At 72.1% G+C, this 15,525-nt stretch carries 15 protein-coding genes; 4 read left to right on the top strand and 11 right to left on the bottom strand.

Features of this window, described 5'->3' with window-relative positions; translation table 11 throughout:
* Positions 1 to 7: 7 nt before the first annotated feature.
* The 3 genes from AC57BS_RS15085 to glmS are packed head-to-tail and all read right to left on the bottom strand — an operon-like array spanning position 8 to position 3,622.
* Positions 8 to 1,414 carry an NAD(P)H-hydrate dehydratase gene (locus AC57BS_RS15085; protein ID WP_496412248.1) on the bottom strand — a complete coding sequence of 469 codons (1,407 nt, stop codon included), beginning with the start codon at positions 1,412 to 1,414 and terminating at the stop codon, positions 8 to 10.
* A 1-nt stretch (position 1,415) separates the two neighbouring features.
* The gene (locus AC57BS_RS15080) at positions 1,416 to 1,769 is read right to left on the bottom strand and encodes a holo-ACP synthase (protein WP_496412247.1); all 354 of its coding nucleotides are present in this window, start codon (positions 1,767 to 1,769) and stop codon (positions 1,416 to 1,418) included.
* Positions 1,770 to 1,777: 8 nt separating this feature from the next.
* On the bottom strand, positions 1,778 to 3,622 hold the full coding sequence (gene glmS / locus AC57BS_RS15075) for a glutamine--fructose-6-phosphate transaminase (isomerizing) (RefSeq protein ID WP_496412246.1): 1,845 nt from the start codon (positions 3,620 to 3,622) through the stop codon (positions 1,778 to 1,780).
* Positions 3,623 to 3,687: 65 nt separating this feature from the next.
* Between glmS and coaA the strand changes: the two genes are divergently transcribed.
* A complete protein-coding gene (coaA, locus tag AC57BS_RS15070; protein WP_496412245.1) occupies positions 3,688 to 4,680 on the top strand; it encodes a type I pantothenate kinase in 993 nt (330 codons plus the stop codon).
* 56 nt (positions 4,681 to 4,736) lie between these two features.
* Here coaA and AC57BS_RS15065 read toward each other — a convergent pair whose 3' ends face one another.
* Positions 4,737 to 5,363, bottom strand: coding sequence for a putative endonuclease domain-containing protein (locus AC57BS_RS15065; RefSeq protein WP_496412244.1), 627 nt, complete (start codon positions 5,361 to 5,363; stop codon positions 4,737 to 4,739).
* Positions 5,364 to 5,894: 531 nt separating this feature from the next.
* Positions 5,895 to 6,479, bottom strand: coding sequence for an NAD(P)-dependent oxidoreductase (locus AC57BS_RS15060; RefSeq protein WP_496412243.1), 585 nt, complete (start codon positions 6,477 to 6,479; stop codon positions 5,895 to 5,897).
* A gap of 91 nt (positions 6,480 to 6,570) precedes the next feature.
* Between AC57BS_RS15060 and AC57BS_RS15055 the strand changes: the two genes are divergently transcribed.
* The gene (locus tag AC57BS_RS15055) at positions 6,571 to 6,948 is read left to right on the top strand and encodes a winged helix-turn-helix transcriptional regulator (protein ID WP_496412242.1); all 378 of its coding nucleotides are present in this window, start codon (positions 6,571 to 6,573) and stop codon (positions 6,946 to 6,948) included.
* Here the strand turns inward: AC57BS_RS15055 and AC57BS_RS15050 are convergent, their stop codons facing one another.
* The 6 genes from AC57BS_RS15050 to rplM all read right to left on the bottom strand — a co-directional run bounded on the left by AC57BS_RS15050 (position 6,949) and on the right by rplM (position 12,466).
* A complete protein-coding gene (locus tag AC57BS_RS15050) occupies positions 6,949 to 7,941 on the bottom strand; it encodes a GNAT family N-acetyltransferase (RefSeq protein ID WP_496412241.1) in 993 nt (330 codons plus the stop codon).
* A 31-nt stretch (positions 7,942 to 7,972) separates the two neighbouring features.
* Positions 7,973 to 8,500 (bottom strand): hypothetical protein, encoded by a 528-nt coding sequence (locus AC57BS_RS15045; protein ID WP_496412240.1) that lies wholly within the window; start codon positions 8,498 to 8,500, stop codon positions 7,973 to 7,975.
* A gap of 10 nt (positions 8,501 to 8,510) precedes the next feature.
* Positions 8,511 to 9,857 (bottom strand): phosphoglucosamine mutase, encoded by a 1,347-nt coding sequence (gene glmM, locus AC57BS_RS15040; protein WP_496412239.1) that lies wholly within the window; start codon positions 9,855 to 9,857, stop codon positions 8,511 to 8,513.
* A gap of 86 nt (positions 9,858 to 9,943) precedes the next feature.
* Positions 9,944 to 11,305: a PxKF domain-containing protein gene (locus tag AC57BS_RS15035; RefSeq protein ID WP_496412238.1), complete on the bottom strand. Its 1,362-nt coding sequence runs from the start codon at positions 11,303 to 11,305 to the stop codon at positions 9,944 to 9,946.
* Positions 11,306 to 11,504: 199 nt separating this feature from the next.
* Positions 11,505 to 12,005, bottom strand: a complete 501-nt coding sequence (gene rpsI, locus AC57BS_RS15030; protein ID WP_129453427.1) for a 30S ribosomal protein S9 — start codon at positions 12,003 to 12,005, stop codon at positions 11,505 to 11,507.
* 17 nt (positions 12,006 to 12,022) lie between these two features.
* Positions 12,023 to 12,466, bottom strand: coding sequence for a 50S ribosomal protein L13 (gene rplM / locus AC57BS_RS15025; protein WP_496412237.1), 444 nt, complete (start codon positions 12,464 to 12,466; stop codon positions 12,023 to 12,025).
* A 257-nt stretch (positions 12,467 to 12,723) separates the two neighbouring features.
* Here rplM and AC57BS_RS15020 point away from each other — a divergent pair, with 257 nt between their 5' ends.
* Both AC57BS_RS15020 and AC57BS_RS15015 read left to right on the top strand, forming a co-directional pair.
* Positions 12,724 to 14,049 carry an NAD(P)/FAD-dependent oxidoreductase gene (locus AC57BS_RS15020; RefSeq protein WP_496412236.1) on the top strand — a complete coding sequence of 442 codons (1,326 nt, stop codon included), beginning with the start codon at positions 12,724 to 12,726 and terminating at the stop codon, positions 14,047 to 14,049.
* Between the two features lie 130 nt (positions 14,050 to 14,179).
* Positions 14,180 to 15,484 (top strand): citrate synthase, encoded by a 1,305-nt coding sequence (locus tag AC57BS_RS15015; protein WP_496412235.1) that lies wholly within the window; start codon positions 14,180 to 14,182, stop codon positions 15,482 to 15,484.
* Positions 15,485 to 15,525 lie beyond the last annotated feature (41 nt).

The following is a 15,525-nucleotide window of genomic DNA, read 5'->3' as shown; positions in this document are numbered from 1 at the left end:
CGGTCGATCATCCCAAAGACCTCGACCCCGGGGAGGTGAGGAGCTCGCGCACCAGCCGGGGGACCTCGACCGCGACCCGGCTCGCGGTGATCGGGCCGCCCCCGGCCGCGCGGGTCGCGGCGGCCCCGTGCAGCCACGAGCCCACGGACGCCGCGTCGTACGGCTCCAGGCCCGCGGCGAGCAGCGCACCGACCAGGCCGGAGAGCACGTCGCCGGCTCCGGCCGTGGCCAGCCACGGCACCCCCGTGGTGGTGACCCGGACCCGTCCGTCCGGTGTGGCGACGAGCGTGTGGTGGCCCTTGAGCAGGACCACGCAGTCCCAGCGGCGGGCGGCGGCACGCGCGTGCTCCAGTGGTGCTGCCTCCACCTCCTCGCGGTCGACGCCGAGCATCGCGGCCAGCTCGCCGGCGTGCGGGGTGAGCACGCACCCGGGGACCGGGCCGTCGACGTGGCGCAGCGCGTCGGCGTCCACGACCACCGGCACGCCGTCGGCACGGGCCTCGGCGAGCATCGGGGCCGCGTCGTCACCGCCACCGGGCCCGACGACCCATGCCTGGACGCGCCCCTCCCCCACGACCTCCGGGTGCGCGGAGCGCACGGCGTCGGCGATGGCCGCGGGGCCGATGTAGCGGGCCATGCCGACCAGCCCGGTGTTGGCGCCGGCCACCGCCAGCAGCGCAGCGCCGGGGTAGGTGCCCGACCCGGCGCGTACGCCGACGACGCCGCGGGTGTACTTGTGGTCGGCGTCGCCGGGGCGCGGCAGCAGCCCGCGCACGTCGGCGGGCTGGAGTGCCTCCACCGCCGGCTCGCCGAGGTCGAGGCCGAGGTCGACGAGGTGGAGCGCCCCGCTCGCCGCGGCGGCCGGGTCCACGAGGTGGGCCACCTTGTGCGTGCCGAAGGTGACGGTGAGGTCGGCGCGCACGTGCGGTCCGTCGAGCCTCCCGGTGTCGACGTCGACGCCCGACGGCACGTCGACCGCGACGAGCGGGACCCCGGCGTACGCCTCCAGCGCGGCGACCGCGTCGGGGCGCAGGCCCGGACGGCCGCCGATGCCGACGATCCCGTCGACGACGACGTCGGGCGCGGGATCGAGGTCGGCGAGGTCGCGGGCGACGGTCCCGCCGGCGGCCCGCAGCGCGGCGAGACCGGCCCCGTGGACGCGGTCGGCGAGGAGCAGTGCCTCGACCCGGGCCCCGCGGGCCGCGAGCCGGGCGCCGGCCCACAGCGCGTCACCGCCGTTGTCGCCCGGACCGACGAGGAGCAGCACACGGCGGCCGTAGCCGCCACCGAGCAGGTCGAGGACCGCAGCGGCCAGGCCCGCGGCGGCCCGCTGCATGAGGGCACCCTCGGGCAGCCGCGCCATGAGGGCGGCCTCGGCCCGGCGTACGTCCTCCACGGTGTGGGCGCGCAGCACGTCAGGACTCCAGTACGACGACGGCCGAGGCGATGCCGGCGTCGTGGGACAGCGAGACGTGCACGTGCGCGACGCCCAGCTGCTCGGCCCGGGCGGCCACGGTCCCGCGGATCTCGAAGCGGGGCCGGCCGGTCTCCTCCGAGACGATCTCGGCATCGTGCCAGGCCATGCCGACCGGTGCGCCCAGCGCCTTGGCCATCGCCTCCTTGGCGGCGAACCTGGCCGCCAGGGACGCGGGCGGGCGCGCGGCCTCCGCCGCGGTGAACAGCCGACCGCGCAGGGCGGGCGTGCGCTCGAGGGACTGCATGAAGCGGTCGATGTCGACCACGTCGATGCCGACGCCGATGACGGGCACGGTCGCTTCTACTCGACCGTGACGGACTTGGCGAGGTTGCGCGGCTGGTCGACGTCGTGGCCGAGCTGGGTGGCCAGCTCGCAGGCGAACAGCTGGAGCGGCACCACCGCGACGAGCGGCTGCAGCAGCACCGGCACCTGGGGCAGCGTGATCAGCACGTCGGCGTAGGGCTCGATGGTGGTGTCGCCCTCCTCGGCCAGGCAGAGCGTACGGGCGCCGCGCGCCCGGACCTCCTGGATGCCGCTGATCATCTTGTCGTGCAGCTGGTCCCGGCCGCGGGGCGGCACCACGCACAGGATCGGCAGCCCCTCCTCGACCAGCGCGATCGGCCCGTGCTTGAGCTCGCCGGCCGCGAAGCCCTCGGCGTGCAGGTAGGCGATCTCCTTGAGCTTGAGCGCGCCCTCGAGGGCGACGGGATAGCCGGCGTGGCGACCGAGGAAGAGCACCGAGCGGCTCCCGACGTGGTCGCGGGCGAGGGAGTAGACCTCCTCGGCCTTGTCGAGCACGGTCTGCACGTGGGCCGGCATCCGCTCGAGCTGGTCCATCACCTGGGAGATCTCGTCGCCGAAGCGGGTGCCCTTGACCTGCGCGAGGTAGAGCGCGAGCAGGTAGCAGGCGACGAGCTGGGTGAGGAAGCCCTTGGTCGACGCGACGCCGATCTCGGGGCCGGCGTGGGTGTAGATGACGCCGTCGGACTCGCGCGGGATGGTCGAGCCGTTGGTGTTGCAGATCGACAGCACCTTCGACCGCTGCTCGCGGGCGTGGCGGATCGCCTGGAGCGTGTCGGCGGTCTCGCCGGACTGGCTGATGGCCACGACGAGGGTGTCGCTGGTGAGGATCGGGTCGCGGTAGCGGAACTCGCTGGCGAGCTCGACCTCGACCGGGATCCGGCACCAGTGCTCGATGGCGTACTTGGCGACCATCCCGGCGTAGAACGACGTGCCGGCCGCGATGATGATGATCTTGTCGACGTCGCGCAGGTCCTGGTCGGACAGGCGCATCTCGTCGAGCTGCAGCAGCCCGTCGGTGCCGCGGCGGCCGAGCAGCGAGTCGGCGACGGCGCGCGGCTGCTCGAAGATCTCCTTGCGCATGAACCAGTCGTGGCCGTCCTTCTCGGCGGCCGACAGGTCCCAGTCGACGTGGTAGCGGCGACCCTCGGCGGGCGTGCCGTCGAAGCCGGAGACCGCGACGCCCTCGCGGGTGATGGTGACGACCTGGTCCTGGTCGAGCTCCATCGCCTCGCGGGTGTGCTCGATGAAGGCCGCGACGTCGGAGCCGAGGAAGTTCTCGCCCTCGCCGATCCCCACCACGAGCGGGCTGTTGCGGCGGGCGGCGACCACGCGGTCGGGGTCCAGGGCATCGACGGCGACGAGGGTGAAGGCGCCATGGAGCCCGCGGCAGACGTTCTGCATCGCGACGGTCAGGTCGACGCCGGTCTCGAGCTGCTCCTCGAGCAGGTGGGCCGCGACCTCGGTGTCGGTGTCGGAGGCCATCTCGACCCCCGCCGACTCGAGGCGGCCGCGGAGCTCGGCGAAGTTCTCGATGATGCCGTTGTGCACCAGCGCGACGCGCCGCGCGCGCCCCACGTGCGGGTGCGCGTTGCGGTCGGTCGGCGGGCCGTGGGTGGCCCAGCGCGTGTGGCCGATCCCGGTGGTGACCTGAGGCAGGGGCGACTCGGCGATGGCCTTCTCGAGGTTGGCGAGCTTGCCGGCACGCTTGTCGGAGACGATCGACCCCGCGTCGACGAGGGCGATCCCGGCGGAGTCGTACCCCCGGTACTCCAGCCGCCTGAGGCCTTCGATCACCACTCCCTCGGCCGGCTTGGCACCCACGTACCCGACGATTCCACACATGGCCCGGGAGTCTATCGGCAGGCCGCTGCGCGGCTGCGGGGCGCCACGATGCCACAATCGCACCCATGTCCGAGGTCGCGTCGCCCTCCCCCGGCGGCACCAGCGGCGGCTCCAACGGCAACGAGGCCTCCCCCTACGTCGAGCTCGAGCGGGCGGCCTGGGCCGAGCTCGCCGGCACCGCCGAGACGGCCCTCACCCCCGAGGAGGTCGCGCGCCTCCGTGGCCTCGGCGACCAGCTCGACCTGCGCGAGATCGAGCAGGTCTACCTGCCGCTGTCGCGCCTGCTGAGCCTCTACGTCGCGGCCAACTCCCGGCTCCACCGCGAGCAGGAGGAGTTCCTGCACCGCGTGACACCGCCGCGTACGCCCTTCGTGATCGGCCTCGCCGGCTCGGTGGCGGTCGGCAAGTCGACCACGGCCCGCGTGCTCCAGCAGATGCTCGCCCACTGGCCAGAGCACCCCAACGTCGCGCTCGTGACCACCGACGGCTTCCTGCTGCCCAACGCCGAGCTCGAGCGGCGCGGGATCCTGCACCGCAAGGGCTTCCCGGAGTCGTACGACCGCAAGGCGCTGCTCAAGTTCGTCATCGACATCAAGTCCGGCAAGGACGAGGTCGAGGCGCCGATCTACAGCCACCTCGTCTACGACGTGCTCCCCGACGAGAGGGTCGTCGTCAAGCGGCCCGACATCGTGATCATCGAGGGCCTCAACGTCCTCCAGCCCGCGCGGATGCGCGACGACGGCCGTACGGGTCTCGCGGTCAGCGACTTCTTCGACTTCTCCGTCTACGTCGACGCCGCGCTCACCGACATCAAGCGCTGGTACGTCGACCGGTTCCTGCGGCTGCGCGAGACCGCGTTCCGCGACCCGGCGTCCTACTTCCGCAAGTACGCCGCGCTCTCCCACGACGAGGCCGTCGACCAGGCGACCCGGATCTGGGACTCGATCAACGAGCCCAACCTCGTCCAGAACGTCGCCCCCACCCGCTCGCGCGCCAACCTCGTGCTGCGCAAGGACGCCGACCACTCCGTGCGCTACGTGCGGCTTCGCAAGCTCTGAGGCGTACGCCGGGCTCGCCGGACGTCATGAGAATCCGCGGTCCGAACCGGCGATTCTCATGACGCAAGGGCGAGGGAGCAGCCCCGCCCCGCAAGGGCCGCGCGAATCTGGGCGAAGAACTCGTCCGGCGCCACCCTCAGCCCGAGCAACGGCAGGCGGAGCACGACGGCTCGCTCGAGCGTCACGGCGTTGTGCCGGAGGGCATCGGAGACGACGTTGGTGGCCCACTCGTGCTGGATGCCGTCCACCTCGACGACCACACCCCACTCGTCCCAGCAGACGTCGAGGTACCACCGGCCCCCTGGCGCCTTCCGGAGCACTTGCCGGTTGGGCTCCGGGATGTCGCGGCGTCGGCATTCCTGAGCGAACTCGTGCTCACCCAGCGACCGGACCCCGCCGAGGAGGTCTCCGATGACCGTGGCCACCAGCATGCGTCGCGCGTCCCGCTTCACCGTGAGGGCCTGCGCACCGAGGCGTTCGGGGGTGGTCAACCGCTGCTGCACAGCCATCGTGAGGAGCAGCGTCGCCTGCTTGTCCGAACGTGCCCACAGCGCCGCACGCACACCGGCGACATCGGGTCGTGTACGCGGGACACCGCTGGGGGCCAGGTCCTGGGTCCGCAGGCGGCGCGTCTGGCGTACGTCGATGCCCGTGGCCCGGCGCACCAGCACCCCGCGCGGCACGACACCCGGATCACGTCCTCGGTGTAGTGCTCCAGACCCTCGGCGATGAGCGCAGACGCACCGTCGAGGCAGCTCCGGGCGCCACCCTCGAACACGGCCGCCCACTGGCGTCCCAGCAAAGGCAACGATCCGGTGTGCACGGCGACGCTCTGGGTGTGGACCGGGCGCCAACGATGCCCGGCGACGTGGGCCGCGATCTCGTGCGAGGTGATGGCGAGCGAGCTGAGCTGGTCTCGCGACACCACCCCGCCCTGGACGTCACCGAGCGCACGTACGACGGCCAGGCGCCGTTGACGCTCGTCTCGACTGCGGGGAGTCATTCCTCGGCTGGGCATCCGCCGACTGTCGCCGAGCGGAGCCCCACGCGCTCGTGTGGCGACCAACTCCTGTGGATGAAGCCGCGAGGAGCCTGCCTGTGGATGGTGGACGGCGCTCCTCCGAGCACGACGTCATGGGAATCTCCGGTGCGAACCGGAGATTCTCATGACGTCCGCGGCGGTCCCGCGTGCGGGCGGCGTACGGAGGAAACGGTCAGGCCGTGGCGGCGGTGAAGCGCTGGCGCCGGTGCCGCGGCTGCTCGATCTCGTCGACCAAGGCGACTGCGTAGTCCTCGGCGCTGATGGAGTCGCCGGCCGGGGTGTCGAGGGCGGTGGCATAGGAGCCGGTGCGCTCGCCGGGGGCGATGACCGGCGCCGGGCTGACGAAGGTCCAGTCGAGCGACTCCGGCGCGGCACGGAACAAGTCGAGGGCGGCGGCGCCGGAGGTGGCCTCGGCCTTGTACGCCTCGGGGAAGCCGTCGGTGTCGAGCAGGCGGGTGCCGTCGGGGGTGAGCAGCGAGCCGGCTCCCCCGACGAAGAGGACGCGGGCGTCGGCGGCGTTCGCGATGAGGGTGGAGACCGAGTCGAGCCACGGCTCGTGCGGCTCGCCGGTGCGGCTCGGGCCGGTGGCGGACACGACGACGTCGTGGGTGGCCGCGGCCTCGCGCACGGCGCCCGCGTCGGCCATGTCGGCACCGGTCGAGCGGCTGAGCGCGGTGACCTCGTGGCCGCGGCCGGTGGCCTCGGCGGCGATGCGGGAGCCGACCATGCCGGTGGCGCCGAACAGGGCGATCTTCATGAGGAGTCCTTCGGGGTCGTGGGGCTGAGGACATGACGGTAACCACTGGTAACCAAGCACTTCAACGTGCTATGAGTACCCTGTGGTAACCATGAGCACCCCCGACCGCGGCGACGCCTTCGACCCCGACTGCCCGACCCGGGTCGTGCTCGACCGCATCGGCGACAAGTGGACGGTGCTGGTCATCGGCGCCCTCCAGGACGGCCCCCTGCGCTTCAGCGTCCTCCGTGCGCGCATCGGCGGCGTGGCCGCCAAGGTGCTGACCCAGACGCTGCGGGCGATGGAGCGCGACGGCCTGCTCACCCGTACGGTCCACGCCCAGGTGCCGCCGCGCGTCGACTACGAGCTCACCGACCTCGGGGCCTCCCTCACCGGCCCGATCCAGACCCTCACCGACTGGGCCGAGACCCACCTGGCGCAGATCCTCGGCGCGCGGGAGACGTACGATGCGCCGCTCGACGCCCGCTGATCACAACTTCTTCTGCAGCTCCAGCAGGGTCTCGATCGTGCGGTAGCCGAGCGCCTCGTTGACAGCGTTCATGTGGGTGTTGGCATCGGCGTTGGAGGTGTCGACGGAGACCAGGTCGGGGTACGTCGCCACCGCCAGGTCGTGGGTCGCGACCTTGAGCGCCAGCCCGAGCCGACGGCCGCGGTGGGCGGGAGCTACGAGCGTGATGCCGACCTGGGCGTGCTCGTGATCCGTGTCGTCGACGCGCACGTCGGAGACACCGGCCACCTCGCCGTCGGGCGCGATCGCGAGCGCGGACAGCACGTGGCGGCCGATGCGCACCTGGCGCTGCTCGGCGTCGCGGACCCGCTCCGCGGGCCACTCGGAGTCCTCGATGTCGAGGTCGCCCAGGGGGATCTCGGCCAGGAGCGTGCCGAGCAGGCGGCCGAAGGACTCGACGTGCTCGTCCGGGCAGACGGTGTCGAAGGTGAGGACGCGGTAGGCGTCGGGCACCGGCGCCGCCGCGACGAGCGACGCGCGTCGCGCCCGGTAGTCGTCCAGCACCAGTTCCTTGATCGACTCGCGACTGGCGACGTCGTAGCCGCGGGCCTCAGCGAAGGCCTCGGCGGGGACGGTGCCGTGGGGCGGCAGGTAGGCCTCGCCGGTCATCGTCGTACGACCGTGGCCGGCCGCGACGACCTCGGCCTCGGCGAGCAGGGCCGTGCCGATCCCCTCCCGGCGGCGCGCAGCGGCGACGTACACCGCTGCGCCGCCCAGGTGCAGGTTCTCCCGGGTCGGCAGGATGGCCATCCCTGCGCCGACCATCTCGCGTCCGTCGATCGCTCCCAGCAGCATGACGGCCCGCTCCGGGTTGTCGGCGGCGAGGGCGACCCGGCTCTGCTCCCACAGCGGCCACGGCTTGCCGGGGCGGTCGGCGGTCGCGGCCCGGCCGACCTCCCACCACGCGCGCAGGGCGGCCTCGTTGCGGGGGTTGATCTGCTCGATGTCGACCACGCGGCGACCGTAGCCGCGCGGCGACGGCCCGTCATGCGGATTTGCGCGCCCGCCGCGCCGCGTGGCGCTCGACGTCGCGTTGGAGCATTCGCGAGAGGACCCGGCGACGCCACTCCCAGAGCGCGCCCAGCAGGAGGCACGCCAGCGGCAGCCCCAGGCCGAGCCACAGCCACGTGACGAGCGGTGACTCCGCCTCGACCGTCGAGCCGTCGGGTGCGACCCACAGCGTCCACGTCTCGCCCACCTCGCGGCGCGGCGGGCCGCTGCGCCGGTAGGTCGCCGACCGCACGTCGGCCCCGTCCTCCCAGCGCACCACGTACGTCGTGAGCGGGCGGTCGCTGTCACCGGACCGCGTGCCCTCCCGCACGCCGATCACCGTCGTGAGCCGCTCATCGGTGCCACCGAGGAGGTGGGTACGGACGTCGGGCATGACCGCCACCAGCACCGCCGCGAGCAGGAGGCCGGCAACCACGCCGAACGCGACGTCCCCGCGCGTCAGCCACCACCGGTGCGGCCGCGCGCGCTCCTCGAACCCGGGCCGTGGGTCACCCGTCACCACGTGGCGAGCGCTACAGCGCCAGCTGGCGGCGTACGACGTCGGCGAGGCGGGTGGCCACGCCCTGCGCCTCGTCCTGGGTGGGGGCCTCGACCATGACCCGCACGATCGGCTCGGTGCCCGACGGCCGCAGCAGGATGCGGCCGCGCTCGCCGAGCGCCGCCTCCTCCTCGGAGACGGCAGCGGCGAGCACGGCGTCCTCGTCCGCGCGCGACTTGTCGACCCCGGCGACGTTGACCAGCACCTGCGGGAGCCGGGTCATCACCGACGCGAGCTCGGCCAGCGACTTGCCGGTCGTCGCCATCCGCTCCATCACGTGGAGCGTGGTGAGGATGCCGTCACCGGTGGTCGCGTGGTCGCTGAGGATCACGTGGCCGGACTGCTCGCCGCCGAGGTTGTAGCCGGAGACCTTCATCGCCTCCAGGACGTAGCGGTCGCCCACCTTGGTCTGGCGGACGCCGACCCCGCCTGCGCGCATCGCCTGGACGAAGCCGAGGTTGCTCATCACCGTGGCGACCACGGTGTCCTTGGCGAGCCGTCCCTGCTCGAGCAGCGAGAGCGACAGGATCGCGAGGATCTGGTCACCGTCGACCACGTTGCCGTCGGCGTCGACGGCCAGGCAGCGGTCGGCGTCCCCGTCGAGCGCGAAGCCGGCGTGCGCGCCGTGCTCGACGACCGCGGCGCGCAGCGACTCGAGGTGCGTCGAGCCGCAGCTGTCGTTGATGTTGAGGCCGTCGGGGTCGGCGTGGATCGCGATGACGGTCGCGCCGGCGTCCTCGAGAGCACGCGGGCCGGCGGCGTGGGCGGCGCCCTCCGCGCAGTCGAGGACGACCTTGAGCCCCACGAGCGGGTGCGTGATGGTGCTCTCGAGGTGGGCGGCGTACTCCTCGACGGCCGTCTCGTAGACGTCGACGCGGCCGACGTTGCCGCCGGTGGGCCGGTCCCACGGCTCGCCCATCCGTCGCTCGATCGCGATCTCGATCGCGTCGTCGAGCTTGTGGCCGCCGCGGGCCAGGAACTTGATGCCGTTGTCGGGCATCGGGTTGTGCGAGGCCGACAGCATCACGCCGAGGTCGGCGCCGAGCCGCTCGGTCATGTAGGCCACGCCGGGGGTCGGCAGCACGCCCAGGAGCAGGACGTCGACGCCCGCCGACGCGAGGCCGGCGACGACGGCGGCCTCGAGGAACTGGCCGGAGATGCGGGTGTCGCGGCCCACCACGGCGAGGGGGCGGTGCCCCTCGAACTCGCCGCGGTCGGCCAGGACGTGTGCCGCACAGACGGAGAGGTCCAGGGCCAGCTCAGCCGTGAGATCGGCGTTCGCCAGGCCCCGGACCCCGTCCGTGCCGAAGAGTCGGGTCATGGCCCGGGAGCCTACGGGAGCCCCCGGGCCATGACCCCTTCCCCCACCCTTCCCCCAGTGCAGCTCCCCCAAGTCCTCCCCCGGTACTACTTGAGCTTGAAGTCCGCCGAGATCGCGGACCCGTCGGCCGTCGTCATCGTCACGCGGTAGCAGGAGCCCTTGCCGCCCGACGGCGTCGCCCAGTTCTGCACCCACTGGCCGCCCGCCGCGTCGTAGCGGAGGCTCGTGCTGCCGGTGGTGACGAACTCCTCGACCGCGTTCAGGACGTCCGAGCCGTCGCACCCCACCTTCCTCGCGCTGAACGAGGCACCGATGTCGGACGTCATGGGCGTGCTGCCCTTGAGGACGTTGAACTTCAGCGGCACCGTCGAGCCGGCCTTGACCGTGTTGGCGACGCTCGTCCCCATGGTCACCGGCTTGTAGAAGCCGTCGAGGGTCCACGCCTTGATTTCGTAGCTGCGGGTGATCATGGTCGAGTTCCCGGCATTGTCACTCGCCGACGCGATCTGCTCGTACGTGCCGACGGCGGTGCCGCCGCCGGCGACACTGCAGCCTGCCGCCGTGACCTTCGAGGTCTCGTCGGACGCCGAGCAGGTCGAGGGCTCGGGGATCGGGTCGCCGAACCAGTACGACGACCCGTCCGCGGGACCACCCGTGAAGGCGACCTCCGGCGCAGTCGCGTCGCGCTCGATGCTGACGGTCACCGGCCCAGCGGTGCCGCCCGCGCTCGTGGCCGAGCACTGGGGCGCGAAGGTGCCGTCGGCCCCGAAGGTCTCGTCCACGCACCCGACGGTGGCCGTGACGTCGGACTCGGGGTCGGTGACGGTCCAGTCGATGGAGACGTCGGAGACGTACCAGCCGTTGTCGCCGTCCGGCGTGGCGGGGTCGAGGACGTAGGAGATCTCGGGCGCCGAGGTGTCGGCAGGAGCGCAGTCCTCGACGGTCCAGGTGAAGGTGACCGGGTCGGTCCGGGTGACCGAGGTCGCGGAGGCGCCCGGCCCGGTTGCCGAGTACGTCGCGGACGCGCTCGCTGCTCCGACGGGAGCGTCGGCGGGGACACTGAGCACCACGGACGCGACCCCGGAGGCGACCCGCGTGTTGTTGTCCGCGCCCGTCCAGCCCGGCAGGGTGGTCGCGGTCGTCGAACCCAGGACCAGGCTTCCCGCTGCGTTGCCCGCGACGGCCCCGGGGGCGATCGACACGACGGCCGAGTTGCCCCACACCTGGGGGCTGCTGGTGCCGCCGTTGCGGACGAGCCCGAACGTCACCCCGGCCGTCCCACCCTCACCGCGACAGACCGTGCCGAGTGCGACGGCGCTCTTGTTCTCGAGGACGTCACCGCTGACGTCCAGGTTGTCGGCGTGAACCGCCGTGGAGAGCCCGGCGACGAGCGCCGTGGCGAAAGCGAGGCTGAAGGCCCCGCGTCGTAGTGAAACTGACACAGGCATGTGCGTGCTCCGATGCATCCAGGTGCACCCCCACGGCGCACCCTGAGGACGCTAGGAACAGCCACCGATCACGGAGGTGGCTTCGGACGACCTCGCTCGTCGCTGCGACGTTTCTTGACGTACGCACCCCCCTGGGGGTGGACGCGCGACGAGGCCCGCACCGTCCTGGACGGTGCGGGCCTCGTGGGCGGTGCTGGGATCAGCGCTTGCTGAACTGCGAGGCCTTGCGGGCCTTCTTGAGACCGGCCTTCTTGCGCTCGACGACGCGGGCGTCGCGGGTGAGCAGACCGGCCTTCTTGAGCGCCGGACGGTTGGCCTCGACGTCGACGGCGTTGAGCGCGCGGGCCACGCCGAGGCGCAGGGCGCCGGCCTGGCCGGCGATGCCGCCGCCGTGGATGCGGGCGATCACGTCGAAGCGGCCCTCGAGCTGCAGCTCGACGAACGGCTCGTTGGCGATCTGCTGGTGCAGCTTGTTGGGGAAGTAGCTGTCCATCGAGCGACCGTTGATGGTCCACTCGCCGGTGCCCGGGACGATGCGGACGCGGGCGACGGCCTCCTTGCGGCGGCCGGTGGCGCCGGCCGGCGCGATGGTGGCCGGGCGGGCGGGAGCGTCGGCGGAGGCGTCGCTCTCGGAGGTGTAGGTGACGCCGTCGGCGCCGGTCTCGAAGGTCTCCTCGACCTCGGTGCTGTTCTCAGTCATGTGTGAGTCCTCAGTCGTCACTGGGAGATCTGCGAGATCTCGAACGGAGTGGCCTTCTGGGCCGCGTGCGGGTGGTCGGGGCCGGGGTAGACCTTGAGCTTCTTCAGCATCTGGCGACCGAGCTTGTTCTTCGGGAGCATGCCCCACACGGCCTTCTCGATGGCCTTGCGGGCGTCCTTCTCGAGGAGCTCACCGAACGGGGTGGCCGAGAGGCCGCCCGGGTAGCCGGAGTGGCGGTAGGCCATCTTGGTGGTCTTCTTGGTCCCCGACAGCGACACCTTGGACGCGTTGACGATGATCACGAAGTCGCCGACGTCCATGTGAGGAGCGAAGGTCGGCTTGTGCTTGCCGCGGAGGAGGTTGGCGGTCTGGACGGCGAGGCGTCCGAGGACCACGTCGGTGGCGTCGATGACGAGCCACTCGCGCTGGATGTCAGCGGGCTTGGGGCTGTACGTGCGCACGGCGGTATCCCGTTCTGGTTCGTTGGGTCCGTCTCCCGGCCGGGAGACGGAGGTGGTGCCGCGACGTCTGACGAACACGGCCCGGATCGCTCCCTCGCTCCGCTCGCGGAGACGGGGGATGACGTCCGGATCTGCACCCGCTCTGGCCTTCCGTGGGGAGGGAGCGGACGCGGCAGGAGTCGCGACCAGCAAGACTACGGCGCCCCACGCGGGAGGGTCAAAACGCCGACGGTCCGCGATCGGGCGAGAATGTGCCCGTGCGCAACGGCGGCGTGTCCTTCTGGTGGCAGCAGGTCGGGCTGCCCTCCCCCACCGACCGGCTGGACGGGGACACGACCTGTGACGTCGCGATCGTCGGCGGCGGCCTGACGGGGCTCTGGACGGCCTGGTACCTGCACGAGGCCGACCCGACCCTCGACGTCCGGGTCGTCGAGGCGGAGTTCGCCGGCTTCGGGGCCTCGGGCCGCAACGGCGGCTGGCTGTCGAGCGAGCTGCCGGGCAGCGCGCGGACGTACGAGCGGGTCGCTGGCACTGACGGGGTCGAGCGCCTCCGGGCCGCCCTGCGCGGCACGGTCGACGAGGTGGTCGGTGTCGCCGCACGCGAGGGCATCGAGGCCGACGTCGTGCGGAGCGGGGTGCTGATGGTCGCCCGCTCCGAGGCCCAGCGCCAGCGGCTCGACGGCGAGCTGACCGCGGGGCAGGTCGCCGAGCGGATCCGCGTCGCCGGTGCGGTGTCCGGCCACTTCGACCCCGACTGCGCGCGGGTGCACCCGGCGAAGCTGGTGTCGGGCGTCGCGCGGGCGGTGCGCGAGCGCGGTGTCCGCATCCACGAGGACACCCGGGCCGTACGCCTCGACCCGGGCGCCGTCGTCACCGAGCGCGGCACGGTCCGGGCGCCCGTCGTGCTGCGCTGCCTCGAGGGGTTCACCGCCGGGCTCCCGGGACACCGCCGCGACTGGCTCCCGATGAACTCGGCCATCGTGGTGACCGAGCCCCTCACGCCCGGCCAGTGGGACGGGATCGGGTGGAGCGGCGAGGAGCTGCTCGGCGACGAGGCGCACGCCTACTGCTACGCCCAGCGCACCGCCGACGGGCGCATCGCGCTCGGCGGTCGCGGGGTGCCCTACCGGTTCGGCTCGCGCACCGACGTCGACGGCCGCACGCAGGAGTGGACGGTCGAGTCGCTGCGCGCGACGCTGGCGTCCCTCTTCCCGTCGCTGCGCGGGATCGGCCTCGACCACGCCTGGTGCGGGGTGCTCGGCGTGCCGCGCGACTGGAGCGCGAGCGTGGCGTACGACCCCGGGACGGGGCTCGGCCACGCCGGCGGCTACGTCGGGTCGGGCCTCACCGCGACGAACCTCGCCGGCCGGACGCTGCGCGACCTGGTGCTGGGTGCTGACACCGAGCTGACCCGGCTCCCCTGGACCGGGCACCGCGTCCGGAGGTGGGAGCCCGAACCCCTGCGCTGGGCGGGCGTGCACACGCTCTACCGGCTCTACCGCGCCGCCGACCGTCGCGAGGACGCCGGGCTCCGCCGCACCAGCCGCATGGCTTCCCTCGCGAATCGGGTCGCCGGCCGCTGATTCCGTGGTGGCGACCTCGGACGTGGACACCTGATTGGCCGTCGTGTCTGAGGCCGGACTAAGTTGAGGGGACAACTGACGACGTACACCAGACGCTCGAAACTCATCGAGTGCAGAGACAGGAGCCGACGTGACCGACGTTGCGGCCAAGGATTCCCTGACTGTCACCGACAACCGGACCGGTCAGACGTACGACATCGCGATCACCGACAACACGATCGCGGCCAAGGACCTGGGGCAGATCCGCCTCGACGAGGAGCAGCCCGGTCTCGCGACCTACGACCCGGGATTCGTCAACACGGCCTCGTGCCGTTCGGCGGTGACCTTCATCGACGGCGACAAGGGCATCCTCGAGTACCGCGGGTACCCGATCGAGCAGCTCGCCGAGAAGTCCAACTTCCTCGAGGTGGCCTACCTCCTCATCCACGGAGAGCTGCCCACCAAGGAGCAGTACGACGCCTGGGTGCACGAGATCACCTACCACACGTTCGTCCACGAGAACGTGAAGACCTTCATGCAGGGCTTCCGCTACGACGCGCACCCGATGGGCATGCTGATGGCCTCGGTCGGGGCGCTGTCGACGTTCTACCCCGACGCCCGCAACATCAGCGACGCCGACAACCGCCACATGCAGATCGTCCGCATGATCGCGAAGATGCCGACCCTGGGCGCCTGGTCGTTCCGTCACGCGCAGGGCAAGCCCTACGTCTACCCCGACAACGACCTCGGCTACACCGCCAACTTCCTCTCGATGCTCTTCAAGATGAGCGAGTCGAAGTTCGAGGCCGACGAGCGCCTGGTCAAGGCCCTCGACGTGCTCTTCATCCTGCACGCCGACCACGAGCAGAACTGCTCGACCAACGCGGTCCGCTCCGTCGGCTCCTCGCAGGTCGACCCCTACTCGGCCGTGTCGGCGGGCGTCGGCGCCCTCTACGGCCCCCTCCACGGTGGTGCCAACGAGGCGGTGCTGCGGATGCTCAAGCGCATCGGCAGCACGGAGAACATCCCGGCCTTCATCGACGGGGTGAAGGACGGCAACGAGCGCCTGATGGGCTTCGGCCACCGGGTCTACAAGAACTACGACCCGCGTGCCAAGATCATCAAGAAGTCCGCCGAGGACGTCTTCGAGGTCACCGGCACCAACCCGCTGCTCGACATCGCCCTCGAGCTGGAGAAGATCGCGCTCGAGGACGAGTACTTCGTCCAGCGCAAGCTCTACCCCAACGTCGACTTCTACTCCGGCCTCATCTACGAGGCCTTCCAGTTCCCGCCGGAGATGTTCACGGTGCTGTTCGCCATCGGCCGTACGCCGGGCTGGCTGGCGCAGTGGGCCGAGCTGGTGCAGGACAAGGACCAGAAGATCGCCCGCCCCAAGCAGATCTACACCGGCGACCGCGAGCTCACCTTCACCCCGGCCTCCGAGCGCTGGAGCTGAGCCCGGCCCCACCGCCCGTACGACCGAACGCCCCCGGCCTC

It is taken from the genome of Nocardioides sp. BGA-UO-ETr-FS32 (assembly GCF_059567905.1).
Note: the sequence above shows the minus strand (reverse complement) of the source record. Positions and strands in the feature narration are given on the sequence as shown.

What these genes read in the sequence shown, in the direction of transcription:
- AC57BS_RS15055 (WP_496412242.1), top strand. Translation starts at nt 6,571, where the DNA reads ATGAGCACCCCCGACCGCGGCGACGCCTTCGACCCCGACTGCCCGACC.
- rpsI (WP_129453427.1), bottom strand. Translation starts at nt 12,005, where the DNA reads ATGACTGAGAACAGCACCGAGGTCGAGGAGACCTTCGAGACCGGCGCC.
- coaA (WP_496412245.1), top strand. Translation starts at nt 3,688, where the DNA reads ATGTCCGAGGTCGCGTCGCCCTCCCCCGGCGGCACCAGCGGCGGCTCC.
- AC57BS_RS15035 (WP_496412238.1), bottom strand. Translation starts at nt 11,305, where the DNA reads ATGCCTGTGTCAGTTTCACTACGACGCGGGGCCTTCAGCCTCGCTTTC.
- glmM (WP_496412239.1), bottom strand. Translation starts at nt 9,857, where the DNA reads ATGACCCGACTCTTCGGCACGGACGGGGTCCGGGGCCTGGCGAACGCC.
- AC57BS_RS15060 (WP_496412243.1), bottom strand. Translation starts at nt 6,479, where the DNA reads ATGAAGATCGCCCTGTTCGGCGCCACCGGCATGGTCGGCTCCCGCATC.
- glmS (WP_496412246.1), bottom strand. Translation starts at nt 3,622, where the DNA reads ATGTGTGGAATCGTCGGGTACGTGGGTGCCAAGCCGGCCGAGGGAGTG.